Here is a 23,971-nt window from a genome sequence, read left to right as displayed (position 1 = left end):
CTGTGGGTCAGTTGGTGTTTGCCTGACGCGCGACAACCGGCTGTTTGGTGCGGCGCAGCGCGGCCATGAAGGTGTCATCAAGGTTGAGATGGGCGCGCACCAGCGCCTCGGGGGTCAGGGCAAGCCATTGATTGAGCGAGATATCGGCGTAATGGTCGCTTTTGAACATTTCAAGGAAGCGCAGCGGCGTATCGCCGGTATTCTCGATATAATGCCCCATCGCGAAGGGGATATAGCCGACATCGCCTGCATGGATGTCGAAGGTGCGCGCATTGCCATTGGCCCCGAACACGCCCATCCGGCCGGTGCCTTCCAGATAATACTGCCATTCGTCATTATTGGGATGCCAGTGCAATTCGCGCAGCGCCCCCGGTTCCAGCTCGACCAGAGCGGCGGCGATGCTTTTGGAGACCTTGAAATTGCTGGAATCGGCAATGCGCACCGTGCCACCGGGCGAGGTGATCGGCTCTTGCGCCAGCAGTTTGTGGCTGAACGGGTTGGGCACGGTGCTGGCGCCTTTCGGGCGCACGCTGTCCAGCGCGTCGGGCACGGTCGAGGCAAAGATATATTCGTCGGAAGGGGCGGGCAGCGTGTTGAAGGTGCTGGCTGCAACGGCGAAGTTCTTGGCCAGAATATCCTTGGGAATATGCTGCATCCAGTCGCTCAGCAGGAAGGTGCTGTTTTCGTCGAAATCGCCATCATCGAAGGCCAGCAGGAATTCGCAGCCATCCGGCCCCAGCCCCTGGATCGAATGCGGAATGCCGGGCGGGAAATACCACAGATCGCCTTCGCTGACATCATCGATGAAATAGCGCCCCTCGGCATCGATTGCGGTGATGCGGGCCTTGCCGAAGGTCATATAGGCCCATTCGGCTTCCTTGTGCCAGTGCAGTTCGCGGATGCCGCCCGCCTGAAGCCGCATATCGACACCGGCGATGGTGGTGGCCACCGGCAGTTCGCGCTCGGTCACCTGATTGGTCCAGCCGCCGCTGCCATAGCGCACATGGGCATCGCCAAAGGGGAAGCGCAGATTGGGCAGGGTGCCGTTATCGGTTTTCGGCGGGTTCATCAGCTGCGGGTTGTCGTTGTTGATGACCGGATTGCGCGGGCCGGGATCGTCCCGTCCGGCATTGGGCACCGTATCGGCCAGAGCGCCCGAGGCGACAGCAACGGTTGTAAACATGCCGGTGGCCACAAAGGCCCTGCGGGTAACATCGTTCATCCTATTCCTCCATCTGGAAATCTGCCGGATGCCCCGCTGCGGGCGAAGGCAGGCCGACGGGCAAGTGGTGACCCAGACCGAGTTTATAAGCAAGCTTATGAGTGAGGCATTTGTTGTTCAAAGAGTGAAAGTGAAGTCGCGTGAGCTGCGCGCGATCAGTTCAACCTTTGCGGGTAACGCGGGCGTGACGCGGGTGTGACGGGGCCGCTGTCCCCGCGCCTTACGCGATGGTGCAAGACGCGCAGACCTTCAGGGTCGGGCAAGGGCGCGCTGCCCGATATCAGACAAGAGCTGGTGCCGGATGATCCATGCCTTTGACCCGCCGCCCGTGCGGCCCCGTGCTGCCTGTGGCCGCCCGTGCCAGCCCCGCTTTCGCGCGAGATCTGCCGATAATCGGCGCTTTAAACTACGAATGGCTGCTGGATCTGGTGGCCGGTGCCGATCGGCGCGGCGCTATGATTTCCGGCGTGCGGGCGGGGCGTGAGACCCCTGCCGGTGGGGCGGGCCGAATACGCCCTTGCGAAGAAGGTGGGGCGACTGCGCCGGCGGGGGGCTTGCCCCTGCCGGACAGCCCGCAGCCCCGCCCGGAACGGAGCGGGCAGGGCCTGCGGATCAGTGGCCGAACGTGTCGGCATCCGTCAGGCTGCCATCCTCGCGGCCCAGCCCGTTCAGCACGGCAAATTCCGACTCGGTCAGGGTGAAGCCGAAAATGTCGAGATTTTCCGCCTGACGACGGGCATCTGCCGATTTCGGCGTGGTGACAAAGCCGCTCTGGATATGCCAGCGCAGCACGACCTGCCCCGTGCTCACGCCATGCGCGCGGGCGATCGCCACGATGGCGGGGTCGTCCAGCAGCGCGCCCGCACGGCCCAGCGGGCTCCAGCTTTCGGTGGCGATGCCTTTGGCCTCGTGCAGTTTCACCAGATCCTCGCGGCGGTGATAGGGGTCCTGCTCGATCTGGTTGAGCACCGGCATCATGCCTGCGTCAAACAGCTTCTGCAGATGGGCGGGTTTGAAATTCGACACGCCCGCCGCGCGGATCTTGCCCGCCTCGACCATCTCCAGAAGCCCCTCGAAGGCCTCCACATAGCGGTCCTGATCGGGGTTGGGCCAATGGATCAGCATCAGGTCGATATAGTCGAGCCCCAGCGTTTTCAGCGCGCGGTCGGTGGCCTCGCGCACGCCCTCGCGGCTGTGCCATTTGCGGTTGAATTTGGTGGTGACGAACAGCTCTTCGCGCGCCACACCCGAGGCCCTGAGCCCTTCGCCCACGCCCGCCTCATTGCCGTAATTCTCGGCGGTATCGACCAGCCGGTAGCCCGTTTCGATGGCCTGGGCGACGGCACGCGCGCTTTCACGGTCATCCATCGGCCAGGTGCCCAGCCCGAGACGCGGCATCTCGACGCCATTGGACAGCCGCAGGGTCGGGGCGGGGGGGATCACTGTCTTGCTCATGGAAAACTCCTTTCAAGGATCGTTACCGATCCGCAATGGAGGGGAATCTAGGAGAGTTTCCCCGATGATCCAAGGCCGCAGCGGGGGGGCTCGCGTAATTGCGAGGCGGTGACGTTCCGGCAGGCCGAGGCCGGATGTGCGGTTTTGCAGGGGCCGCAAGGCACTGGAAATATGCGATATTCTTGGGGTCTTCTGGCGCGGTTCGGGCGGGATTGTGACCACAAGCACATTACTCTGCGCGCGGGCGCGGCCCTCGCGGTCTTTGGGGGGCGATAGGGTGTTTGGCAACGGCTCTGCGGCCGTCTGGCACAGGCAGGCCCTTGCGCGATTTGCGGGGTTTTGCGGCATCATGCCTGCAAAAGCGGCATTTGCGGCGGTTCTGCGGCTCTGTCGCTACCCCACGCGATCGTGAACACAGGTAGTAACCGGATGCTACCTCCTGCCTGCGGGGCCGTCCCAGACTGGGGCTCCGGCGGCGCGCGTCCCTGAGGGCCTGCCCCGCCGGACAGGTCAGGAGGAGGACCAGACATGCCCAAAACCACATCACGTTCGATACTCGTCACCGGTGCCGCCCGCGGGATCGGCCGCGCCATCGCGCTGCGTCTGGCGGAAGACGGCCATGATGTCGTGATCAACGATATTCCCGCCAATAGGGCGGCGGCCGAGGCCGTGGCCTCCGAGATCCGCAGCCTTGGCCGCAGATCCGGCACCGCGATTGCCGATGTTTCGGACCCCGAAGAGGTGCGCGCGATGGTGGCCGAGACGGTGGCCACGCTCGGGCGGCTGGACGGGCTGGTCGCCAATGCCGGTATCGCGCATATCCAGGGGTTACTGGACCTTGATATCGCGGATTGGGACAAGGTGATGAATGTCAATCTGCGCGGCGTTTTCCTGTGCTATCAGGCGGCGGCACGGCAGATGGTCGCGCAGGGCGGCGGTGGCAAGATCATCGGCGCGGCCTCGATTGTGGCCTATCGGCCCTTCGCGCTTCTGGGGCCGTATTCGGCCTCCAAATGGGGGGTGCGCGGGCTGACGCAGGCCGCTGCGATGGAATGGGCCAAATATGGCATCACCGTGAACGCCTATTGTCCGGGGATCGTCGGCACCAATATGTGGGATCTGATCGACGAGAAACTGGGCGCCGAGGAGGGGCTGGCCAAGGGCGAGGCGCTGCGCAAATATGCCGGTTCGATCATGCTGGGCCGCGTGTCCGAGCCGGAAGATGTGGCCAAATACGTCTCGTATCTGGCCTCGGATGATTCCGATTACATGACCGGCCAATCGGTGATGATCGACGGCGGCATCCAGTTTTCGTGACGCCCCGATCGGGATGCGATGCGGCGCTGTGGCCCGAACCGGCCGCAGCCTCCGTCAAGGGTGGCAACGCCTTGGAAACAAACAGACAAGCGAGGGAATATGGCGAAATTCGTCCATAGTATGATCCGCGTGACGGACGAGGCGCGCGCGGTGGCGTTTTACAGCACGGCCTTCGGGCTGGCGGTGGCGGACCGGCTGGAATTTGACGATTTCACGCTGGTCTATCTGTCCAATGCGGACAGCGACTTCGAGCTGGAGCTGACCATCAACAAGGGGCGCCGCGCGCCTTATGATCTGGGCGATGGCTATGGTCATGCGGCTTTCGTGGTGGAGGATCTCGAGGCCGAACATGCCCGTCTGACAGCCGAGGGGTTCGCGCCCCGCCAGATCGTCGATTTCAAGAACGGGACCGGGCGGGTTGCGCGCTTCTTCTTTGTCGCGGACCCTGACGGCTACCAGATCGAGGTGATCGGGAAAGGAGGCCGCTTCAGATAGGATAGGAGGACCGGCGTAGGAGGCGCCGGATTTCGGGAGGAGGAACCCAATGAAAACGAAGAATAAAAACGTGTTGCTGGGCAGCACGTCAACGGCGCTTGTCGCGGCGGTGTTCGGCAGTGCCGCACCGGCCAATGTCGGGCAGGGGCTGGGCCGGCATGATTCAAGCCGCATCATCTTGTTGCGCATGTTGCGGGTGATGTTCCCGCACCCGTCCTTCAGCGATGCCCCTTACGAGCGCTGCGCCAAGGCGCTGATTGCCGATGCGCGCCAGACGCCCGGACAGAAGATCGCCTTTGCGGCGGCGCTCGACAATCTGGCCGATGAGGGCTTTGCCGATCTGGGCGATGACGCGGCGCTGGCCTATCTGCGCAAGATCGAGAAAACCGGCTTTTTCCAGCTTGTCCGCGCCAAGGCGGTGGTCACGCTTTATGACGATGCGGAGGTCTGGCAGGCGCTTGGCTATGAGGGCGCGAGCTTCGATCAGGGCGGTTACATCAACCGCGGGTTCAACGATCTCGACTGGCTGCCCGAGCCACGGATCGAGGAATATGACGGGCAAGAGGGAGGCCAGCCATGACACAGCCGAAGCTGAAAGAGATCGCACTGGATGAAGAGGCCGTGGTCATCATCGGCTCGGGCGCGGGCGGCGGCACGCTGGCCTATGAGCTGACCCGTCAGGGGATCGCATGCGTGGTCCTTGAGGCGGGACCCCATCTCAGGCCCGAGGACTGGATCAACAATGAATGGGAAGCCTTCAACCAGATGGCGTGGCTGGACCCGCGCACCACATCGGGCTCGTGGCGGGTGGCGCGCGATTTCCCCAATCTGCCTGCATGGATCGTGAAGGCCGTGGGCGGCACCACCACCCATTGGTCGGGCGCGACCCCGCGCTTCAAGGCGCATGAGTTCAGGGCCGCCTCGACCTATGGCGCGGTCGAGGGGGCTTCGCTGCTGGACTGGCCGATCACGCTTGAGGAGATGGAGCCCTATTACGACCGCGCCGAGAAGGCGATGGGCAGCACCCACCGGCACGGGCGTCCCGCGCTTCCGGCCAATAACAATTACAAGGTCTTCGCCAACGGGGCCGAGCGTGTGGGCTACAGAATGTATGCCACCGGCCCCTATGCCACCAATGCCGAACCCTATGACGGGCGTCCGGCCTCGGTGCAGGACGGGTTCAACTTTCAGGGCGACAAGAACGGCTCCAAATGGTCCACCCTTGTGCGCGAGATCCCCCGCGCGCTGGAGACCGGCCTTCTGGATCTGCGCCCCGACAGCACCGCCATCCGCATCACCCACGGCAAGGACGGGCGGGCGGATGCGGTGATCTATATCGATGGCGCGGGCCATCTGCAGCGGCAGGCGGCGCGGGTGGTCTGTGTTGCGGGCAATTCCATCGAATCCGCGCGGCTGCTTCTGCTGTCGGACAGTCCGCGCTTTCCGACGGGGCTGGCCAATGGATCGGATCAGGTGGGGCGCAACTATATGCGCCACCTCACCGGCTCGGTCTATGCGCGCTTCGACAAGCCCGTGCGGATGTATCGCGGCGAGACGATGGCGGGGATCATTGCCGACGAGAGCCGCTTTGACCCCGCGCGCGGCTTTGTCGGCGGCTATTATATGGAGACCATCGCGCTGGGGCCGTCTTTCCTTGCGGCCTTTGTCGAGCCGGGGGCCTGGGGGCCGGAATTTGCCAAGATCATGGAGGCCTATGCCAATACGGCGGGCATGTGGATCGTGGGCGAGGACATGCCGCAGGCCAGCAACCGCGTGACGCTTTCGGGCACGGTGCGCGACCAGTGGGATCTGCCGGTGGCCAATGTGCATTTCGACGACCATCCCAATGATGTCGCCATGCGCGACTATGCCTATGCCCATGCCGAAAAGCTCTATGAGGCGGTGGGCAGCACCGGCACGCATCGCACGCCGCCTTACCCTTCGACGCATAACCTTGGCACCCTGCGCATGAGCGCACGGCCCGAGGAGGGCGTGGTGGACCGCAATGGCCGCGCGCATGAGGTCGCCAATCTCTTTGTCTCGGACGGGTCGCAGATGACCACGGGGGCGGCGGCGAACCCGACGCTGACCATTGTCGCGCTGGCCATGCGTCAGGCGGATTATCTGGCGGGCGCGCTGAAACGCGGCAACCTGTAACGCGGGTCGGGCCATCCGGCCCGCCGCTTTTTGCCAAGGGAGGACAGGAAGATGTGCAAGCTTTTCGTCGGAGCCAGATCCGATCTGTGGGAAAGCCAGACGCGGTCGATCCGCATGGAGGGCATGGTGACCTCGGTCCGGCTGGAAAAGGCGTTCTGGATGGTGCTGGAGGAAATCGCCGAACGTGACAGCATGAATGTGCCGCAGCTTCTGCATCAGCTTTATAATGAAAGCCTTGATGAGGGTCATGATATCGGCAATTTCACCTCGTTTTTGCGGGTCTGCTGCCTGCGCTATATCGACCTGCGATTACACGGGCTGGTCCAGCAGACGATCGAAGGCTCGACCCTGCCGGTCGAGGAGGTGCTTGACCGCGAGGGCGAGATCCATGCCCGCCGTATGGCCCGCAGTCTGGATCGGGGGCTGGATCGGGGGCTGGCCCGCCGTGGCGGGGCCGACCGCGCGCATTGAGCCAGGCCGAAAGGGGCCCTCGCGGGGCTGCCTTGCGGCGCAGGGATCTGGCGGGGCCCCGAGGCGGGACCGGCTTGCGGCAGGATGCAGGTGGCAGGGAGGAAGACGGCAGGGGAGGGCGGCAAAGGCCCGCACGCGCCTGTGACCGGCCTGCGAGCCACGATGCCCCGCGCGAGATTCCGTTTCGATTGCTTTGCCTGACGCGGAACATATGGTGCGGTTTATGATCCATATTGGGTGATTTTCCTTATATACGCGGCATAACTTGCGTTAATTCGGGAAAATCTTTTTATAGGCGGCATTCACCCTTCTGCGAGTTGGAGCCCGATATGATCCTGCCGAAAGTCTTTGGCGCGCGTTCCCTGCGCGCTGTTCCGCGTGGCCTTGCGGCCCTGACGCTTGTGCTTTGCGGCTTTGTCAGCCCCGCCGCGGCGCAAGACCGCGAAATTCTCAATGTCTCCTATGATATCGCGCGCGAACTCTATGCCGCGCTCGATCCCGTGTTCATCAAGCAATGGCAGGACACGCATGGCGAAAGCCTCGAGGTCAAGCAAAGCCATGCCGGTTCCTCCAAACAGGCCCGCGCCATCTTGCAGGGCCTGAAGGCCGATCTGGTGACCTTCAATCAGGTGACCGATGTGCAGGTGCTGGCCGATCGGGGCTTTGTCGACAAGGACTGGCAGCAGGCCCTGCCCAATAACGCCTCGCCTTATTACTCGCTGCCCGCCTTTCTGGTGCGCGGGGGCAATCCCAAGGGCATCAAGGACTGGGATGATCTGGTGCGCGACGATGTGAAGATCGTCTTCCCCAATCCCAAAACCTCCGGAAACGGGCGCTATACCTATCTGGCCGCCTATGCCTATGCGCTGGACAAATTCAACGGTGATGATGCGGCGGCGCAGGATTTCGTGCGCAAGATGCTGAAAAACGTCGTGGTTTTCGATACCGGCGGGCGCGGGGCCACCACCAGCTTTGTCGAGCGCGGTCTGGGCGATGTGCTGATCACCTTCGAGGCGGAGGTCGAGAATATCCGCGCCGCCGAAGCCCCCGGTGCCTATGAGCGCGTGGTGCCGAAAGTGTCGCTGCTGGCAGAATTCCCCGTGGCGCTGGTGCGCAAGGTGGCCGAGGAAAAAGGCACCACCGATGTGTCCGAGGCCTATCTGAACTTCCTCTATTCGCCCGAGGCCCAGCGGATCATCGCCTCGTTCAACAACCGCGTCCACGACCCTGAGGTGGTTCGGGAAACGGCGGATAAATTCCCCGAGGTGCGGCTGATCAAGGTCGAGGATGTCTTCGGTAGCTGGGACGAGGCCCAGAAGACCCAGTTCGGGGATGGCGGCACGCTTGACAGGCTGATGCGCCGCTGATCCTGCCCGATAGGCCCCGCCCGTGCATCCTGCAGGGGCGGGGCTTTGCCCTTGGGCGCTGTGCCCCCCCATACGCTTTGTCTCCCCTACGCTTTGTCCCTCTGAAAGGTCTGCGATGCTGCGCGCCCGTTCTGCCCCCCGAAGCCGGTCTGCCCCCCATATCCTGCCCGGATTCTCGCTTTCGCTGGGGGTCTCGGTGCTGTTTCTGTGCCTGATCGTGCTGCTGCCGGTCAGCGGGCTGTTGTGGAATCTCGGCAAGCTCGGCCCTGCCGATTATCTGCAGGTCATGGGCTCGGAGCGTGTGCTGACCGCGCTGCGGGTGACCTTTACGGCCGCCGCCGCCGCGACGGCGGTCAATGCGGTCTTCGGGCTGCTTCTGGCATGGGTGCTGACGCGCTACCGTTTCCGGGGCAGGGGGGTGATGGATGCGCTGGTCGATCTGCCCTTCGCGCTGCCCACGGCGGTGGCGGGCATCGCGCTGGTGGCGCTTTATGACAAATCCGGCTGGGTAGGCGGGGTGCTCGACAGGATGGGCCTGCAGGTGGCCTATACGTGGTGGGGCATCGTGATTGCGATGATCTTCACCTCGATCCCCTTTGCCGTGCGCGCCATCCAGCCCGCCATCGAAGAGCTGGACCCCGCCGAGGACGCCGCCGCCCTGACGCTGGGCGCAAGCCCGTGGCAGCGGTTCCGGCTGGTGGCGCTGCGCCCGCTTCTGCCCGCGATCCTGACCGGCACGGGGCTGTCTTTCGTGCGTTCGCTGGGGGAGTTCGGCGCGGTGATCTTTATCGCCGGAAACCTGCCCTACAAGACCGAGATCGCCTCGCTGCTGATCCTGATCCGGCTTGACGAGTTCGATTATCCGGCAGCGGCGGCGATTGCGGGCACGCTGCTGGCGGTGTCGCTGGTGCTGCTGGCGGTGATCAATATCGCCCAGACCCGTCTGCAATCCTATCTGCGCGTGGAGGGCTGATCCGTGGCACGTCGTTTTCTGATCGCCGTGGCGATGCTGTTTCTGGCCGCGATGGTGGGCCTGCCGGTGGCCGCCATCTTCTACCGCGCCTTTGCCGAGGGCTGGGGCCGGTATGTGGCCGCGATCCTCGACCCCGAGACGCTGGCCGCGATCCGGCTGACGGTGGTGGCCGCGCTGATCGTGCTGCCGCTCAATATCGTCTTCGGGGTGGCCAGCGCATGGGCCATCGCGCGCTACCGTTTTCCGGGGCGGCGCATCCTGCTGGTGCTGATCGAGATGCCCTTTGCCGTCTCGCCGATCGTGGCGGGGCTGTGCTTTCTGTTGATCTATGGCGCCTATGGTCCGGTGGGCGCGCTGCTGGAGCCCTTGGGGGTGCAGCTGATGTTCAACCTCACCGGCATCGTGCTGGTGTCGCTTTTCGTGACCTCGCCTTTCGTGATGCGCGAGATCCTTCCGGTGCTGATGGTGACGGGCGAGGACGAGGAAAAGGCCGCGCTGACGCTGGGCGCGAATGGCTGGCAGATCTTCCGCTTCGTCGTGCTGCCCAATATCTCGTGGGGGCTGGCCTATGGCACCGTGCTGACAATGGCGCGGGCGATGGGGGAATTCGGCGCGGTCAGCGTGGTCTCGGGGGCGATCCGTGGTGAGACGATGACCCTGCCGCTGCAGATCGAGCTTCTCTATAACGACTATAACGCGACCGGCGCGTTTGCGGCGGCGACGGTGCTGACGGGGCTGGCGCTGGTGACGCTGGCGCTGCGCGGCCTGCTGGAACGTTTCGGCCCGAGGAGGGCACATTCATGAGCTTCGACATTCACGATATCCGCAAATCCTTCGGCGGGACAGAGGTGCTCAGGGGCGTCTCCCTGAGCCTGCAGAAGGGCGAGTTTATCGCCCTGCTGGGCCCGTCCGGCTCGGGCAAGACCAGCCTTCTCAATATCGTGGCGGGGCTTGCGCATGCCGATGCGGGGCGACTGGTGATGGACGGGCGCGATATCACGCGGCTGCCTGCGGGCCAGCGCCATTTCGGCATGGTGTTCCAGAGCTATGCGCTGTTCCGCCATATGACGGTGGCGGAGAATATCGGCTTCGGGCTGCGGGTCATGAAGAACGGGCCGTCGCGCGCCGAGATCGCCATGCGGGTGCGCGAGTTGCTGGAGATGATCGAACTGCCCGATCTGGGCGCGCGCTATCCGGCCCAGCTGTCGGGCGGTCAGCGCCAGCGGGTGGCGATGGCGCGGGCGTTGGCCCCGCGTCCGCAGCTTCTGCTGATGGACGAGCCGTTCAGCGCGCTGGATGCCGAGGTGCGGGTGGCGCTGCGCGATCAGGTGCGCGCCTTGCAGCGCCGCGCCGGTGTGGGGGCGATCATGGTCACCCATGACCGCGCCGAGGCCGATGCGCTGGCGGACCGGATCGCGATCATGGATCAGGGGCTGATCACCCGGATCGAGACGCCCGCACCTGTTGTGGCGCCCGCCGTCACGCCCGTGGTCGCACCCGTCGTGGCACCCTGAACCGCCTCTCCTCTGTCCTGCAAAGGGCCGCTCGGGCGGACAATCATGCGCCCCCGCCAAGCCGCAGATCGGGGCGCATAGGCCGCGCGCGGATCAGGGCTGCGCGCTGCGCCTGCCCCTTTGACAGGCTCGGCGCGCGCATTGTCGCATAACGGGCCATCTCCAGCTGGTAAGCCTTGTGCCCTTCGGGGCGGGCAGCCCCGCGATCACCCGCAGCAGGCTGGTTTTTCCGGCACCGCTCGGGCCGCACAGGCGCAGGGTCGTGCCCGCGCAAACCCGCAGGTTCAGGCTCTGGAAGCGCGGCGCGCCCTGTCCCTCGCCCGGCAGGGTGATCTTGGCGCGGTGGCCTACCTCTGCGGGTAGGCTGGGTGGGGGCCGGGGCCGCGGGCGCGCTCAGGGCAGAGGGCGCGGGTTTGCGGGTCGGCTTGCAGGTCGGGCGGTCTCCAGAAGCTGCCCGCGCCACGCCCGGAAGGCGGCGGTGGCATAGCCCTTGCGGCTGGCCAGACAGGTCTCGACCGGCCCCAGCGCAAGGCTGTTCACCGGCCCCAGATGGCCCAGCAGACCGGCCACTGATTGCGGCATCACCGACAGGCAGCTTCCGGCGACCGTGCAGGCATACATCAGGTGATACGAGCCCACCTCCTGCACCTGTGCCCTGCGCCCTGCCTGGTGCAGCCAGTCCTCGCCATAGCGACGATAGCTACAGCCCTGCGCGAAGGCGGCCAGACGGTCAAGCCGCAGATCCTGCGCGCTTTGCACCGGCGGGTGATGGGGCGGCAGCAGCAGCCGCAGATCCTCGCGGTAGAGCGGGCAGAGATCGAGATCCTGCATCGGCCCCCAGCCTTCGGGCGGGGCCGCCACCAGCGCGCAATCCACGCGGTTCGCGCGCAGCGCCGCCAGCAGGGGCGCGCTTGGCGCGGCCGAGATTTCCAGCGCCACGTCCGGCCACGCGCTGGCAAATGCCGCCAGCGGCGCGGCCAGACGGCTGGCCAGCGCGGCCTCCATCGCCCCCAGCCGCAGCCGCCCGCTCGGGCTGTCGGGATGCAGCTGCTGGCGGGCCTCCTGCGCAAGCCCGAGGATCTGCTCGGCATAGGTCAGAAAGAGGCGCCCCTGCTCGGTCAGGCCCATCCGCTTGCCGTCGCGGTCGAAAAGCGCCACCCCCAGATCGCTTTCAAGCTGCTGGATGCGGGTGCTGATATTGGAGGGCGCGCGCCCCAGACGGGTGGCGGCGCGCGTCACGCTCTGTTCGGCAGCCGTGGTGCGGAAAATGTCGAGCGCGGCCAGATCCATTGCGGTCTCCCCCTTGTCAATGCGCGGGTAGTATTCTCTAATAGGAAACGAAAGTAAAATATGATTCCTGATATATGAACAAAAAACGCGCCCCTTCCGGCCCTCCGGCCCTCCGGTGTTTCGGGACGGGCGCGCGGGAGGGAGGCGCGAATGGAACGGACCGAGGCTCTGGCGCGGCTGGGGATTTCCCATCCTGTGCTGCAGGCGCCGATGGCGGGGGTGTCCACGCCCGCGCTGGCGGCGGCGGTGTCGAATGCGGGCGGGCTTGGCGCGCTCGGGCTGGGGGCTTGCGATGTGCAGGAGGCGCGGGCGATGATCCATGCGCTGCGGGCGCGCACGCAGGCGCCGTTCAACGTCAATTTCTTCGCCCATCGCCCGCCTGTGCCCGATCCGGCGCGCGAGGCCGCATGGTGTGACGCGCTGCGCCCCTATTTCGCGCAATTCGGGGCGGCCCCGCCGGTCCGCCTGCGCAGGCTGTATCGCAGCTTTGCCGAGGATCCGCAGATGCTGGCGATGGTGCTGGAGGAAAAGCCTGCGGTGGTCAGCCTGCATTTCGGCCTGCCGCCCGCCCCCGTGATCGCGGCGCTGAGGGCGGCGGGGATCGTGCTGCTGGCCAGCGCGACCAGTCTTGCCGAGGCCCGACAGATCGCGGCGGCGGGCATCGATATGATTGTCGCGCAGGGGATCGAGGCGGGCGGGCATCGCGGGGTGTTCGCCCCCGAGCGCGCGGATGAGGGGCTTGGCACATTGGCGCTGACCCGCCTGTGCGTGCGCCATTGCGATGTGCCGGTGATTGCGGCAGGCGGCATTATGGACGGGGCGGGGATCGGGGCGGCGCTGCGCCTTGGCGCGGTGGCCGCACAGCTTGGCACGGCCTTTATCGGCTGTCCGGAATCGGCGGCGGACCCCGCCTATCGGGCGGCGCTTGAGGCCGTCAGAGAAGGGGGGGCCGTCTGCGAGCCCCCCGCCTGCGAGACCGGAACCGCCCATACCGTGCTGACGGACCTGATTTCGGGGCGACCGGCGCGGGTGCTGGCCAACCGCTTTTCAGATCTGGCGCGGCCCTTGGCGGGGCAGCGGCCTGCGGCCTATCCGCTGGCCTATGATGCGGGCAAGGCCCTGCATGCTGCGGCCAGCGCCCGCGGGGTCTCGGGGTTCGGGGCCTATTGGGCGGGGCAGGGCGCGCCCCTTGCCCGTGCGCTGCCCGCCGCCACCCTTGTGGCCAGACTGTTGCAGGAATTGCGCGCGGCCCCCGCCTGAGGACGGCTTACCAGCCGACCGTCAGTTTCTGGCGCGGGCGGGGGGCCAGTTCGACCAGATCCAGCATCGCCACGGCGAAATCCGCATAGGAAATCGCGGACCGCCCGTCGCTTCCGGTCACAAGCCGGTCGCGGCCCAAGGCATAGCGGCCCGTCCGCGCCGCCTCCAGCAGCAGGGCTGCCGGACGCAGGCAGATCCAGTCGGCCTGCGGATATGTGTCCAGCAGCCTGTCCTGCGCCGCGCAGGCCGTGGCGATCGGGCGCACCGCCTCGGGCAGGAAATCCGGGGCGCTCAGCACGGTATGCCCGCTGTCATCGGCCAGCAGAAGCGACGCCGCCCCGCCGGTGATATAGGCGCGCCGGTCCGCCGCCTGCGCGGCCTGCAGAACGGTGCGTGTCATCGGCACCAGCGCCGCTTCCGAGCCTTCGGCGGGGCGCAGGGCGGAGAGGGTCGCATCATGCGCGGCCACCAGCGCGGCCAGAGGCTCTGGCGCGGCCAGCACATCAAGGGCTGCGGCTGCGACCTGCGGCGGCAAAGGGGCCAGCGCCGCCGGATTGCGGGCGCAGGCGGTCACCTGATGCCCGCGCGCAAGCGCCTCGTTCAGATAGCATTGCCCGACCATTCCGCTGGCACCAAGCACGAGTAGTTTCATAGGGATCTCCTTTGGGGAAGGTTGGCGGGACGGGGGCGCCTGCCCGTCCGGCGATTCATCTTGACGTCGAGATAAATCGCCAGAAGCTTGACGTCAAGATAAATTGCACCCCGCGTTTACGGCGTGCCGCGGCAGGACATCCGCAACGGGGGGCGGTGGTGCGCCACCCGCATGAGGCCAGCTCGGATCTGGGGGATAGGTCCAAAGAGATGGCAGGCGGAGAACAGGCGCTGAAAGCGGGCGGTCCGGCCAACAGGACGAACCCGTTCGCGGCACACTAGGCGCAGGGCCGCCCGCGTCTTGCCCTACGGTGCGAAGGTCTGGCGGTGCGAGGGTGTGGCGGCGCGAAGGTCTGCGGGCGCGGGTCTAGCGGGCGAGCGGGCGGAAGCTGACCTGCGTCAGCAACCACGACCGGAACGCCTCGACCGCCGCGCCGCGCCCTTCCGGTGTGACGATGTAATAGGCCTGTTCGGTCGAATGCGGCAGATCCAGCACCACCTGCAACGCGCCTGTCGCCAGCTCGGCCTCTACCAGATAGCGCGGCAAAAGCGCATAGCCCAGACCGGCTTTGGCGGCCTCGATGGTCAGCGAGAACTGGTCGAACCAATGCCCCTCCCTGACCGTGGGCGGGGTCAGGCCGGCGGTGGCGAACCAGTCCGCCCAGAGCGTCGGGCGGTCGTTCAGATGCAGCTTGGGGGCTGCGACCAGATCGGCCACGCAAACGGGGCGGTTCTGGCGCAGCGCGCCCCCCGCCACCGGCAGCACGATCTCGCTGCACAGATAGGTGCAGACCGCCCCGGGCCAGAGCGGCTGGCCGTAATGGATCGCCAGATCGCATTGGGTGGCGGCGAAATCGAAAATATCGCGCCGCGTGGTGACATCGACGGTGGTGTCGGGATGGGCGGCAAGATAGGTGCCAAGCCGTGGCAGCAACCAGCGCTCGGCAAAGGTGGGTAGGGCGTTGATGGCCAGCATGCGGCGGCCCGGCGGGATCGACTGCGCATGGCGCATCGTGCTTTCGGCCATTTTCAGCAGCCGCTCGACCGCGTGCAGGAAGCGCTGGCCCTCGGGGGTGGCGGCCACCTTGCCGGGCATGCGCTCGAACAGGTCGAAGCCGATCTGCGTCTCCAGCTCGCGGATCTGGCGGCTGACCGCGCTTTGGGTCAGCGACAGTTCCTCGGCGGCGCGGGTGAAATTGCCATGCCGTGCCGCACTTTCGAAGGTTTGCAGCATCTTCATATCGGGCAGGTTGCGACGCGCGAGCATAGGGGCCGGTCTTCCTTGTGGTTGCGCGGTCCGGCCTAGCAGATTCTGCCGCCGCTGTCCTGTGGTATTGGCCGGTTGTTTGGGGGAGGCTGTTTGGGGCCGGTTGTTTGGGGCCGGTTGTTTGGGGGAGGGGGCGCGGAGGGCTATACGGGCCTGCGGCTTTGCCATGCGGTTCCGGAATGGGGGTAGTCCGAACCCTTGTTGGGCGCGCGCGAGAAAGGCGGCTAGGGTGGGGCCCAACGCGGCAAGACCACCGCGGCAAAACCACCACGGCAAGACCCGAACCGAAAGCGGAGCAAGGCGATGACCCGGACCCATACCCCCCCCGACGAGATCCGCGCGCGGTTCGCCCGCGCCATGTCGGCGATGTATCGCGCCGAGGTGCCCGCCTATGGCACGCTGGTCACGCTGGTCGAGGCGGTGAATGCGCAGGCGCTGGCGGGGGATGCCGCCCTTGCCGCCCGCCTTGCCACCACCGGCGAGCTGGCGCGCATCACCGAGGAGCGTCATGGCGCGATCCGTCTGGGCACCGCCGCCGAGCTGGCCACGATGCGCCGCCTGTTTGCGGTGATGGGCATGGTGCCGGTGGGCTATTACGACCTGTCGGTGGCGGGGGTGCCGGTCCATTCCACGGCCTTCCGCCCTGTCGATCCGGCGGCGCTGGCGCATAATCCGTTCCGCGTGTTCACCTCGCTGCTGCGGCTGGAGCTGATCGCGGATGTGGCGCTGCGCGAGGCGGCGGCCGATATTCTGGCGCAGCGCCGGATTTTCACGCCCGACTGTCTGGCCCTGATCGCGCGGGCCGAGGCCGAGGGCGGGCTGACGGCGGCCGAGGCGCGGCAGTTTGTCACCGAGGCGCTGGAGACCTTCCGCTGGCACGAAGAGGCCAATGTCACCGCCGGTCTCTATCACCGCCTGCATGAGGCGCACCGGCTGGTGGCCGATGTGGTGGCGTTCAGGGGGCCGCATATCAACCACCTGACGCCGCGCACGCTGGATATCGATGCGGTGCAGGCGCGGATGCCGGACGAAGGCATCACCCCCAAGGCGGTGATCGAGGGCCCGCCCGCGCGCCGCGTGCCGATCCTGCTGCGCCAGACCTCGTTCAAGGCGCTGGAGGAGCCGGTGGCGTTTCTGGCGCCGGAGGGCGTGGCGCCGGAAGGGACGACGCCGGAAGGGCAGGCGCCGGAGGGCATGAGCCGGGGCCGCCATACCGCCCGTTTCGGCGAGATCGAGCAGCGGGGTCTGGCGCTGACCAGCAAGGGGCAGGCGCTGTATGACCGGCTGCTGGCCGAGACCCGCGCCCGCGTCACCCCCAAGGCCGATGGCTCGAATGCGGCGCAGTATCTTGCCACGCTCAGTGAGGTTTTCGCCGCTTTCCCCGACGATCTGGACAGTCTGCGGCTGCAGGGGCTGGGCTATTTCCGCTATACGCCCACCGGCCTTGCGGCCCAGACCGACCTCACGCGACCGGCTGCCGAGCTGGTGGCGGCGGGGGTGCTGCGCGCCGATCCGATCACCTACGAGGATTTCCTGCCGGTCTCGGCGGCGGGGATCTTCCAGTCCAATCTGGGCGATAGCGCGGCGCAGACTTTCGAGGCCAATCCCAACCGCGCCCGTTTCGAGGCCGATCTGGGCGCGCCGGTCATCGACCTGCACCAGCTTTATGCCGAGGCCGAGGCCGCCTCTCTGGCGCGCGCACGGGCCGCATTGGCGCAAAGTCCCCATCCGCCCGCCGCCCGCCCGCCTGCGCGGGACGCAGGGCCGGACTGACCCCGCTGGCAGGATGCGGGCCACCCGCGGCTCTGCCTCTCCCACAACATGGCCCCCACAACATGGGCCCCACAATACGGCCCCGAAAATACCGCCCCACAGGGCGCTGCGCGGGCCGCTCCCGATCATGAAAGGACCGATCATGCTGAGCAAACCCCTCTCTACCGTCACCCGTGACACGATGGCCGCCTGTGGCGTGACCAGCGGCCTCGATGCCGGAGACATGACCGTGCTGTCGCCGGTGACGGGCACGGCCGTGGCCTCGCTGAAACCCCATAGCGTGGCCGAGGCGCAGGCGATGGTGGGCAAGGCACAGGCGGCCTTCCGCCAATGGCGTCTGGTGCCCGGTCCGCGCCGTGGCGAGCTGGTGCGGCTCTATGGCGAGGAGCTGCGCAAGGCCAAGGAGGATCTGGGCCGGATGGTCTCGATCGAGGCGGGGAAATCGCCCTCGGAGGGGTTGGGCGAAGTGCAGGAGATGATCGATATCTGCGATTTCGCCGTCGGCCTGTCGCGCCAGCTTTACGGGCTGACCATCGCCACCGAGCGCGCCGGTCACCGGATGATGGAAACATGGCATCCGCTGGGGGTGGTGGGGGTGATCACCGCCTTCAACTTCCCCTGTGCGCCGTGGTGCTGGAACACCGCGCTTGCGCTGGTCTGCGGCGATCCGGTCATCTGGAAGCCCTCGGAAAAGACGCCGCTGACGGCGCTGGCCTGTCAGGCGGTGTTCGAGCGGGCTCTGGCGCGGTTTGGCGCGCAGGCCCCCGAGGGGCTGTCCCAGGTGCTGATTGGCGGGCCGGAGCTGGGGGAGGTGCTGGTGGAGCACGAGAAGGTCGCCCTGATCTCGGCCACCGGATCGACCCGCATGGGCCGGACCGTCGGCCCGAAAGTGGCGGCGCGCTTTGGCAAGTGCATCCTTGAGCTTGGCGGCAATAATGCGGGCATCGTCTGCCCTTCGGCGGATCTGGATATGGCCCTGCGCGCCATCGCCTTCGGCGCGATGGGCACGGCGGGCCAGCGCTGCACCACCCTGCGCCGGCTGTTCGTGCATGAAAGCATCTATGACCAGCTCGTGCCCGCGCTGAAAAAGGCCTATGCCTCGGTCAGCGTCGGCAACCCGCTGGAAAGCACCGCCCTTGTCGGGCCGCTGATCGACCAGCGCGCCTATGACAGCATGCTTGGCGCTTTGGCCGAAGCCCGCGATCTGGGCGGTGTGGTGCATGGCGGCACCCGCGAGAGCGTCGGCCCCGACACCGCCTATTACGTCAAGCCCGCGCTGGTCGAGATGCCCGCGCAGGCAGGCCCCGTCAAACGCGAGACCTTCGCCCCGATCCTCTATGTGATGAAATACAGCGATTTCGACGCGGTGCTGGAGGCGCATAATGATGTGGGGGGCGGGCTGTCCTCGGCGATTTTCACCACCGATCTGCGCGAGATGGAGACCTTCCTGTCGGCGCGTGGCTCGGATTGCGGCATCGCCAATGTCAATATCGGCACATCGGGGGCCGAGATCGGCGGCGCCTTCGGGGGCGAGAAGGAAACCGGCGGCGGGCGCGAATCCGGTTCGGATGCGTGGCGGGCCTATATGCGCCGCGCCACCAATACCATCAACTACTCGAAAGACCTGCCGCTGGCGCAGGGGGTTGTCTTCGATATCGGCTAGGCCTTCGGGCGCTGCGGCCTTCCGATCGTGGGGGGGCTGCCGGGCCATCAGGTCCGGCAGAGCGCGTTCGGGCGCTCAGTCGAGCACCTCCGATTCCTGCCGGAACCAGTCCAGAAACCGCGCCAGTGCGGGGTCGGGGTCATGGTCGCGCGGCCAGACCAGATAATACATCGCATCGCCCTCCTGATCGTTTGGCGGATCCGGCTGTGCGGGGCCAAGCTGCACCAGCCTGCCGCTGGCGATCTCGGGGCGGGCCAGAAACTCGGGCAGAAGGGCCGCGCCGAAGCCCGCCACGGCGGCGGCCTGCAGGCTGAGGAACTGGTCGAACAGCATGCCGTGCAAATGGCCGGGGCTGACGGCCTGACGCTCGAACCATGTCTCCCACGCGCCGGGGCGGCTTTCCAGATGCAGCAGCGGCACGTTCAGCAGCGCCGCGACCTCGGTGGGGTCTGCCGGTGCAAGGGCCGGAGCGGCCACCGGCACGAGCCGGTCATAGGCCAGCGGCAGATACGCCACCCCCGGCCAGTCCTGAATGCCGAAATACACCGCCATATCGAATTTCTCGCGCGCGAAATCGACCCGCGCCAGCCGTGTGCTCTGGTTGATCAGGATCTGCGGATGGTGGCGCAGGAACCGTGCGATGCGCGGCCACATCCAGTGCAGGCCGAAGGTGGTGGGCAGGGCGATATTGAGGCTGTTGCTTTCGCCGCCCGCCTTCAGGCGCAGGCTCGATTGCGCCAGATCATCGAGCGTGGCACGGATCGAATGCGCATAGCGTTCGCCGGAGGCGGTCAGTTTCAGCCCCTTGCCATCGCGCACCAGCAGCGTGACGCCCATCTGCTCTTCCAGCACTTTCAACTGGCGGCTCACCGCCGAGGGCGTCAGCGCCAGATCCTCGGCGGCGGCCACCGCCGAGCCAAGCCGGTCCACGGCTTCCAGCGCGCGCAGGCAACTGATCGAGGGCAGGAAGCGTCTTTGGGTCGACATAGACGAAAAACTCCAATCATGGTGAGTTTAACTCGCTTTTCGTGGCGCGAAAATGCGGCGTATTCTTCAGGGACTATAGCCTTACAGGCAGGGGGGTTCTACCGCGGATCGTCAGGGCTTTGCCGGATCGGGGCAGGGCCCCCTGTGTGGAGATTTATGAAACTCTGCGCCCGTCGGAAGTCTGCGCCCGTCGGTTGTCTGCCCCTGCCAGCGCAACCGGCCCAAGCGCCGCAAAAGCAAAAGGAGAGCATCAGATGCGTGCCGAGACGAACCTGTGGACGACCTCCTGCCGCGAAAGGGTCACCTGCCCGCCGCTGGTGCAGGATCTTCGGGCCGATCTGGTGGTGATCGGGGCGGGCTTTACCGGCTGTTCGGCGGCGCTGGAGGCGGCGGGGCGCGGGGCCTCGGTGGTGGTGCTCGAGGCGAAGACCCTTGCGCATGGCGGGTCGGGGCGCAATGTGGGGCTTGTGAATGCCGGTCTCTGGCTGCCGCCCGACGCGGTGGTGAAGGCGCTGGGGGCCGAGGCGGGCGGGCGGCTGCTACAGGTTCTGGGCGCGGGCCCCGCCGCGGTGTTCGAGCGGATCGAGACGCATGGGATCGACTGCGAGGCCACCCGCAACGGCACGCTGCATCTGGCCCATGCGCCCGCAGGGCTGCGCGATCTGCAAAGCCGCCTGCGGCAGGGCAGGGCGATCGGCGCGCCGCTGGAATTGCTGGGGGCGCAGGAGACCCGTGCCCGCACCGGCAGCGCGGGCTTTCACGGCGCGCTGCTGGACCCGCGCGCGGGCACGGTGCAACCGCGGGCCTATTGCACGGGGCTGGCGCGGGCGGCACAGGCGGCGGGCGCGCGGATCCATGCGCATAGCGCCGTCACATCGGTGAGCCGCGATGCGGGGGGCTGGCAGGTTGTGGCCAATGGCCATCGGGTCACGGCCAAGGCGCTGCTGGTGGCGACTAATGCCTATCATCACGGGCTTTCGGGCCTGCCCGCGCCGCGCTATGTCAAGGTCCGCTACAGCCAGTTCGCCACGCAGCCGCTGCCACCGGAGCTGCGCGCTCGGGTGTTGGCGGGGGGCGAGGGCTGCTGGGATACCGCGCTGGTGATGACCTCGATCCGGATGGATCAGGCCGGTCGGCTGATCCTCGGGGGGATGTGCGATGCCTCGGGCGCGGGGGCGCGGATCCATGCCAGTTGGGCAAGGCGCAAGCTGCGCCACCTCTATCCGGCGCTGGCCGATCTGCCCTTCGTCCATCAGTGGCAGGGCGATATTGCCATGACGCGCGACCATATCCCGAAAATCGTCGAATGCGGGCCGCAGGGCTATGCGGTTTTCGGCTATTCGGGGCGCGGTATCGTGCCCGGAACGGTGTTTGGTGCGGCCTGTGCCGAAGCCCTGCTGGAGCAGCGCCCCGATGCGCTGCCCCTGCCGTCGCGGGCCTGCTATACCGAGCCGTTCTGCAAGACGCTCGGGGCCTATTACGAGGCCGGAGCCACGCTGGTCCACGCCCTGACCCCCGCGCCGGTCGGCAGGCCCCGCGCGTAGCGATCGCCCGCGGCGTGTGCGGCCTAGTTGTGCGCGACCCTCACGACAGCGGAAAGCCCATCCGCCCGCAGAGCTTCAGCCACGGTCTGCGCCAGCCGCCCTTGCTATCGGCCCCGTCGAGCGCGCGCATGGTCAGCGCCGCCCCCAGCGTCCGCAGCGGCTCGGGCGGGATCCAGCGCGGTTCCGTGGCGGCGAAATCCATCCGTGTCTCGGGCAGGTCCTGCCCCCGAAGCCGCGCCAGACCGACCCGCGCCCCGAAGCGGCTGGCGGTGATGCCAAAGCCCGAATAGCCCCCCGCATAAAGCGCCTTGCCGCCGAAATAGCTTTGGAAATGCACCGCCATACGGGTGGTCAGCGCGATGGGGCCGCTCCATGCATGGGAAAAGCGGATCCCCTCAAGCTGTGGAAATGTGGCAAAGAAGGCGGCGGCCAGCGGCACATAGGGGGTCGCGGTCCGGTCGGGCTGCGGGTCGCGCGGGCTGTTATGGTAATAGCCCAGCCGCCCGCCGAACAGAAGGCGGTCATCGGGGGTGAGGCGCATGTAATTGAGCTGCGTGCGGGTGTCATAGATCCCCTGCCGTCCGGCCCAGCCAAGCGCGTCTTTCTGCGCGGCGCTCAGCGGCTCTGTCGTCACGATGCGGTCGCGCAGCATGGCCACCCGCCGACGGATGCGCGGATGTCCCGCCGCAAAGGCATTGGTGGCCAGCAGCACCTTTGGCGCGCGGATCAGGCCCTGCGGCAGCCGGATCTCCAGCTGCGACCCCCGCTCTTCCAGCGCGGTCATCGGCGTGGTCTCGTAGATCTCCACGCCCAGTTCCCGCGCCGCGCGCAACAGCCCCCATGCCAGCCGCGCCGGATGCACCGTGCCGCTGTCGCGATGCGACCAGAGCGCGCCCTGAAAAAGCGGCGAGTGGATCTGCGCGCGGGTCTGCGGCCCGTCCAGCAGGCTGACCTGATGGCCATATCTGCGATGCAGGTCGTATTCGTGGCGCAAGAGCGGCAGCCCCTCGGGGCTGACGGCCACGGTCATCTCGCCGGTCCATTCCAGATCGGCCTCGATGGCATGGCGGGCAAGGGTTGCCGAAAAGCCCGCGATATTGTCCTGCCCCAGCGTTTCCAGCCGCGATATGTCGGCGGGAAAGATCCGTGCGGCATTGCCCAGACCATGCATGACCGAGGTCGACACGATCCCCCCCGGCCGGCCCGACGCGCCGCTGGCGATCCGGCAGGCCTCGATCAGGATGACATGGCAGTCGGGGTCGGTCTCGCGGGCCTGAATGGCCGCCCAGAGCCCCGTGAACCCGCCGCCCACCACCACGAGATCGGCGCGTCTGACGCCGCTGAGGGGCGGCAGGGCCTCGGGCATATCGGGGCGGTCAAGCCAGAACGGGTGGAAGCGGGTATCGGCCAGAGCGGCGGGGCAGGGCATGGGGTCCTCGTGTCGGTCAGGGGCGGGGTGTCGATTGGCGGGCGCGGCAGGGCGTGGGCTTTATGTGACAAAGCGCGGGCTGTTCTCCCATCGCGACTTGCCAATAGATACATTTGCCGCAACAAATGTATCTATGAAAATATCCGGTTCCGATCTGCATCTCTTCCGCGTGTTCGACTCTGTCGTGCGCCATAACGGGCTGTCTGCCGCGCAGATGGAGCTGTCGCTGAGCCAGCCCACGATCTCCAACCACCTGACCGCGCTGGAGCAGCGTCTGGGGGTGGTGCTGTGCGAAAGGGGGCGGCGGGGCTTTGCGCTGACCGAAAAGGGGCGCATCGTGCACCAGATCGCGCTTGAGGTGCTGGGCGGGCTGGACCAGCAGTCCCACCGGCTCAGCCAGTTGCGCGGCAGCTTGGCCGGCAGCGTGCGCCTCGCGATTGTCGATTGTGTCGCAAGCGACGTGAATTGCCGCCTGCCCGAGGCTTTGGCGCAGGTGGCCCGTGAGGCGCCGATGATCGAGATCGCGCTCCAGATCCTGCGGCCGGGCGCGATCAGCGCCGCGCTGTCATCCAACGAGCTGGACATCGGAATCGGCAGCTTTGACAACCGTTTGGGGGCGCTGCATTACCATCCGCTCTACCGCGAGGCGCACCGGCTTTACTGCGGGGCGGCGCATCCGCTTTTCGCGCGCCCCGATACCGAGATCACCCGCGATCTGGCCTATGCCGCGCCTTGGGTGCATCGCGGCTACTGGAGCGGGCGGCGGCAGCAGAGCTTCCAGCGCATCGAGGCGGACCGCATCGTCTACGAGATCGAGGCCCAGCTTCTGCTGGTGCTGTCGGGGGCCTATCTGGGGCTGTTGCCCGACCATGCCGCAGCCCCGATGGTGGCGGCGGGGCGGCTGCGGGCGCTGCCGGTGCATGACGATGATTACACGGCGGGGATCGAGCTGGCCACCCGCACGGGGCGGCTGTCGCGCGCGGTCAGCTATCTGCGCGGGCAGATCCTTGGCGCGCATGAAGCCCATTCAGCCTAGTCAATAGATCGGGGCCGGTATTGCGGTGCCTTGATCACGAAAGCGGCATTGACCAAGGCTGATATGTTATAATATATCCGGTCAAAACAGCCGGACTGCC

Annotated in this window: 22 protein-coding genes and 1 pseudogene; 15 read left to right on the top strand and 8 right to left on the bottom strand. The window is 66.7% G+C overall.

Going from position 1 to position 23,971, the window contains the following annotated elements:
- Window positions 1-7 precede the first annotated feature (7 nt).
- Both WDB88_RS17905 and WDB88_RS17900 read right to left on the bottom strand, forming a co-directional pair.
- Window positions 8-1,222, bottom strand: a complete 1,215-nt coding sequence (locus WDB88_RS17905; RefSeq protein WP_339110090.1) for an oxalate decarboxylase family bicupin — start codon at window positions 1,220-1,222, stop codon at window positions 8-10.
- Between the two features lie 612 nt (window positions 1,223-1,834).
- Entirely contained in the window at window positions 1,835-2,677 is an 843-nt protein-coding gene (locus WDB88_RS17900) for an aldo/keto reductase (protein ID WP_339110089.1), read from the bottom strand.
- A gap of 528 nt (window positions 2,678-3,205) precedes the next feature.
- Here WDB88_RS17900 and WDB88_RS17895 point away from each other — a divergent pair.
- The 9 genes from WDB88_RS17895 (at window position 3,206) to WDB88_RS17855 (ending at window position 10,971) form a co-directional block, all read left to right on the top strand.
- Window positions 3,206-3,994, top strand: coding sequence for an SDR family oxidoreductase (locus tag WDB88_RS17895; RefSeq protein ID WP_339110087.1), 789 nt, complete (start codon window positions 3,206-3,208; stop codon window positions 3,992-3,994).
- 99 nt (window positions 3,995-4,093) lie between these two features.
- A complete protein-coding gene (locus WDB88_RS17890; RefSeq protein ID WP_339110086.1) occupies window positions 4,094-4,489 on the top strand; it encodes a VOC family protein in 396 nt (131 codons plus the stop codon).
- Between the two features lie 49 nt (window positions 4,490-4,538).
- Window positions 4,539-5,069 (top strand): hypothetical protein, encoded by a 531-nt coding sequence (locus WDB88_RS17885; RefSeq protein WP_339110085.1) that lies wholly within the window; start codon window positions 4,539-4,541, stop codon window positions 5,067-5,069.
- Window positions 5,066-6,646 carry a GMC family oxidoreductase gene (locus WDB88_RS17880; RefSeq protein ID WP_330628281.1) on the top strand — a complete coding sequence of 527 codons (1,581 nt, stop codon included), beginning with the start codon at window positions 5,066-5,068 and terminating at the stop codon, window positions 6,644-6,646. Before WDB88_RS17885 ends, WDB88_RS17880 begins: the two co-directional genes overlap by 4 nt.
- 51 nt (window positions 6,647-6,697) lie before the next feature.
- Window positions 6,698-7,117, top strand: coding sequence for a ribbon-helix-helix domain-containing protein (locus tag WDB88_RS17875; protein ID WP_339110084.1), 420 nt, complete (start codon window positions 6,698-6,700; stop codon window positions 7,115-7,117).
- A 329-nt stretch (window positions 7,118-7,446) separates the two neighbouring features.
- Window positions 7,447-8,484 (top strand): thiosulfate ABC transporter substrate-binding protein CysP, encoded by a 1,038-nt coding sequence (gene cysP, locus WDB88_RS17870; RefSeq protein WP_330628279.1) that lies wholly within the window; start codon window positions 7,447-7,449, stop codon window positions 8,482-8,484.
- 115 nt (window positions 8,485-8,599) lie between these two features.
- Window positions 8,600-9,457 carry a sulfate ABC transporter permease subunit CysT gene (gene cysT, locus WDB88_RS17865; RefSeq protein WP_330628278.1) on the top strand — a complete coding sequence of 286 codons (858 nt, stop codon included), beginning with the start codon at window positions 8,600-8,602 and terminating at the stop codon, window positions 9,455-9,457.
- A 3-nt stretch (window positions 9,458-9,460) separates the two neighbouring features.
- Window positions 9,461-10,261 (top strand): sulfate ABC transporter permease subunit CysW, encoded by an 801-nt coding sequence (gene cysW / locus WDB88_RS17860; RefSeq protein ID WP_339110083.1) that lies wholly within the window; start codon window positions 9,461-9,463, stop codon window positions 10,259-10,261.
- The gene (locus WDB88_RS17855) at window positions 10,258-10,971 is read left to right on the top strand and encodes an ATP-binding cassette domain-containing protein (RefSeq protein ID WP_339110082.1); all 714 of its coding nucleotides are present in this window, start codon (window positions 10,258-10,260) and stop codon (window positions 10,969-10,971) included. The genes cysW and WDB88_RS17855 overlap by 4 nt, the downstream gene beginning before the upstream one ends.
- Before the next feature lie 43 nt (window positions 10,972-11,014).
- Here WDB88_RS17855 and WDB88_RS17850 read toward each other — a convergent pair whose 3' ends face one another.
- Together WDB88_RS17850 and WDB88_RS17845 are read right to left on the bottom strand one after the other, a co-directional pair.
- Window positions 11,015-11,221, bottom strand: coding sequence for a hypothetical protein (locus WDB88_RS17850; RefSeq protein WP_339110081.1), 207 nt, complete (start codon window positions 11,219-11,221; stop codon window positions 11,015-11,017).
- 143 nt (window positions 11,222-11,364) lie between these two features.
- Window positions 11,365-12,261, bottom strand: a complete 897-nt coding sequence (locus WDB88_RS17845; RefSeq protein WP_339110080.1) for a LysR family transcriptional regulator — start codon at window positions 12,259-12,261, stop codon at window positions 11,365-11,367.
- Window positions 12,262-12,411: 150 nt separating this feature from the next.
- Here WDB88_RS17845 and WDB88_RS17840 point away from each other — a divergent pair, with 150 nt between their 5' ends.
- A complete protein-coding gene (locus WDB88_RS17840; RefSeq protein WP_339110079.1) occupies window positions 12,412-13,521 on the top strand; it encodes a nitronate monooxygenase in 1,110 nt (369 codons plus the stop codon).
- Between the two features lie 7 nt (window positions 13,522-13,528).
- Here WDB88_RS17840 and WDB88_RS17835 read toward each other — a convergent pair whose 3' ends face one another.
- A complete protein-coding gene (locus tag WDB88_RS17835; RefSeq protein ID WP_339110078.1) occupies window positions 13,529-14,173 on the bottom strand; it encodes an NAD(P)H-binding protein in 645 nt (214 codons plus the stop codon).
- Between the two features lie 152 nt (window positions 14,174-14,325).
- On the opposite strand from WDB88_RS17835, the pseudogene WDB88_RS17830 reads away from it, so the two are divergent.
- Window positions 14,326-14,454 (top strand): annotated as a pseudogene (locus tag WDB88_RS17830) (hypothetical protein); the annotation flags it as partial.
- A gap of 85 nt (window positions 14,455-14,539) precedes the next feature.
- Here the strand turns inward: WDB88_RS17830 and WDB88_RS17825 are convergent.
- Window positions 14,540-15,439: a LysR family transcriptional regulator gene (locus tag WDB88_RS17825; RefSeq protein WP_339110077.1), complete on the bottom strand. Its 900-nt coding sequence runs from the start codon at window positions 15,437-15,439 to the stop codon at window positions 14,540-14,542.
- A gap of 303 nt (window positions 15,440-15,742) precedes the next feature.
- On the opposite strand from WDB88_RS17825, the gene WDB88_RS17820 reads away from it, so the two are divergent.
- A complete protein-coding gene (locus WDB88_RS17820) occupies window positions 15,743-17,212 on the top strand; it encodes a VOC family protein (protein ID WP_339110076.1) in 1,470 nt (489 codons plus the stop codon).
- Window positions 17,213-17,393: 181 nt separating this feature from the next.
- Window positions 17,394-18,875: an aldehyde dehydrogenase family protein gene (locus tag WDB88_RS17815; protein ID WP_339110134.1), complete on the top strand. Its 1,482-nt coding sequence runs from the start codon at window positions 17,394-17,396 to the stop codon at window positions 18,873-18,875.
- Between the two features lie 75 nt (window positions 18,876-18,950).
- Here WDB88_RS17815 and WDB88_RS17810 read toward each other — a convergent pair whose 3' ends face one another.
- Window positions 18,951-19,862, bottom strand: a complete 912-nt coding sequence (locus tag WDB88_RS17810; protein ID WP_339110075.1) for a LysR substrate-binding domain-containing protein — start codon at window positions 19,860-19,862, stop codon at window positions 18,951-18,953.
- A gap of 254 nt (window positions 19,863-20,116) precedes the next feature.
- On the opposite strand from WDB88_RS17810, the gene WDB88_RS17805 reads away from it, so the two are divergent.
- Window positions 20,117-21,406 carry an FAD-dependent oxidoreductase gene (locus WDB88_RS17805; protein WP_339110074.1) on the top strand — a complete coding sequence of 430 codons (1,290 nt, stop codon included), beginning with the start codon at window positions 20,117-20,119 and terminating at the stop codon, window positions 21,404-21,406.
- Window positions 21,407-21,446: 40 nt separating this feature from the next.
- On the opposite strand, the gene WDB88_RS17800 is transcribed toward WDB88_RS17805, so the two are convergent.
- Window positions 21,447-22,835, bottom strand: coding sequence for an FAD-dependent oxidoreductase (locus WDB88_RS17800; RefSeq protein WP_330628268.1), 1,389 nt, complete (start codon window positions 22,833-22,835; stop codon window positions 21,447-21,449).
- A gap of 133 nt (window positions 22,836-22,968) precedes the next feature.
- On the opposite strand from WDB88_RS17800, the gene WDB88_RS17795 reads away from it, so the two are divergent.
- Window positions 22,969-23,871: a LysR family transcriptional regulator gene (locus WDB88_RS17795; protein ID WP_339110073.1), complete on the top strand. Its 903-nt coding sequence runs from the start codon at window positions 22,969-22,971 to the stop codon at window positions 23,869-23,871.
- The last annotated feature ends 100 nt before the right edge of the window (window positions 23,872-23,971 follow it).

The organism is Thioclava sp. GXIMD4216 (genome assembly GCF_037949285.1).
GTDB classification, from domain to species: Bacteria; Pseudomonadota; Alphaproteobacteria; order Rhodobacterales; family Rhodobacteraceae; genus Thioclava; species Thioclava litoralis.
This window is presented reverse-complemented; position numbering and strand designations above follow the sequence as displayed.

Excerpts from the sequence above, each read along its gene's own strand:
- WDB88_RS17905 (WP_339110090.1), bottom strand. The coding sequence starts at position 1,222 with ATGAACGATGTTACCCGCAGGGCCTTTGTGGCCACCGGCATGTTTACA.
- WDB88_RS17900 (WP_339110089.1), bottom strand. The coding sequence starts at position 2,677 with ATGAGCAAGACAGTGATCCCCCCCGCCCCGACCCTGCGGCTGTCCAAT.
- WDB88_RS17895 (WP_339110087.1), top strand. The coding sequence starts at position 3,206 with ATGCCCAAAACCACATCACGTTCGATACTCGTCACCGGTGCCGCCCGC.
- WDB88_RS17890 (WP_339110086.1), top strand. The coding sequence starts at position 4,094 with ATGGCGAAATTCGTCCATAGTATGATCCGCGTGACGGACGAGGCGCGC.
- WDB88_RS17885 (WP_339110085.1), top strand. The coding sequence starts at position 4,539 with ATGAAAACGAAGAATAAAAACGTGTTGCTGGGCAGCACGTCAACGGCG.
- WDB88_RS17880 (WP_330628281.1), top strand. The coding sequence starts at position 5,066 with ATGACACAGCCGAAGCTGAAAGAGATCGCACTGGATGAAGAGGCCGTG.
- WDB88_RS17875 (WP_339110084.1), top strand. The coding sequence starts at position 6,698 with ATGTGCAAGCTTTTCGTCGGAGCCAGATCCGATCTGTGGGAAAGCCAG.
- cysP (WP_330628279.1), top strand. The coding sequence starts at position 7,447 with ATGATCCTGCCGAAAGTCTTTGGCGCGCGTTCCCTGCGCGCTGTTCCG.
- cysT (WP_330628278.1), top strand. The coding sequence starts at position 8,600 with ATGCTGCGCGCCCGTTCTGCCCCCCGAAGCCGGTCTGCCCCCCATATC.
- WDB88_RS17855 (WP_339110082.1), top strand. The coding sequence starts at position 10,258 with ATGAGCTTCGACATTCACGATATCCGCAAATCCTTCGGCGGGACAGAG.
- WDB88_RS17845 (WP_339110080.1), bottom strand. The coding sequence starts at position 12,261 with ATGGATCTGGCCGCGCTCGACATTTTCCGCACCACGGCTGCCGAACAG.
- WDB88_RS17840 (WP_339110079.1), top strand. The coding sequence starts at position 12,412 with ATGGAACGGACCGAGGCTCTGGCGCGGCTGGGGATTTCCCATCCTGTG.
- WDB88_RS17835 (WP_339110078.1), bottom strand. The coding sequence starts at position 14,173 with ATGAAACTACTCGTGCTTGGTGCCAGCGGAATGGTCGGGCAATGCTAT.
- WDB88_RS17825 (WP_339110077.1), bottom strand. The coding sequence starts at position 15,439 with ATGCTCGCGCGTCGCAACCTGCCCGATATGAAGATGCTGCAAACCTTC.
- WDB88_RS17820 (WP_339110076.1), top strand. The coding sequence starts at position 15,743 with ATGACCCGGACCCATACCCCCCCCGACGAGATCCGCGCGCGGTTCGCC.
- WDB88_RS17815 (WP_339110134.1), top strand. The coding sequence starts at position 17,394 with ATGGCCGCCTGTGGCGTGACCAGCGGCCTCGATGCCGGAGACATGACC.
- WDB88_RS17810 (WP_339110075.1), bottom strand. The coding sequence starts at position 19,862 with ATGTCGACCCAAAGACGCTTCCTGCCCTCGATCAGTTGCCTGCGCGCG.
- WDB88_RS17805 (WP_339110074.1), top strand. The coding sequence starts at position 20,117 with ATGCGTGCCGAGACGAACCTGTGGACGACCTCCTGCCGCGAAAGGGTC.
- WDB88_RS17800 (WP_330628268.1), bottom strand. The coding sequence starts at position 22,835 with ATGCCCTGCCCCGCCGCTCTGGCCGATACCCGCTTCCACCCGTTCTGG.
- WDB88_RS17795 (WP_339110073.1), top strand. The coding sequence starts at position 22,969 with ATGAAAATATCCGGTTCCGATCTGCATCTCTTCCGCGTGTTCGACTCT.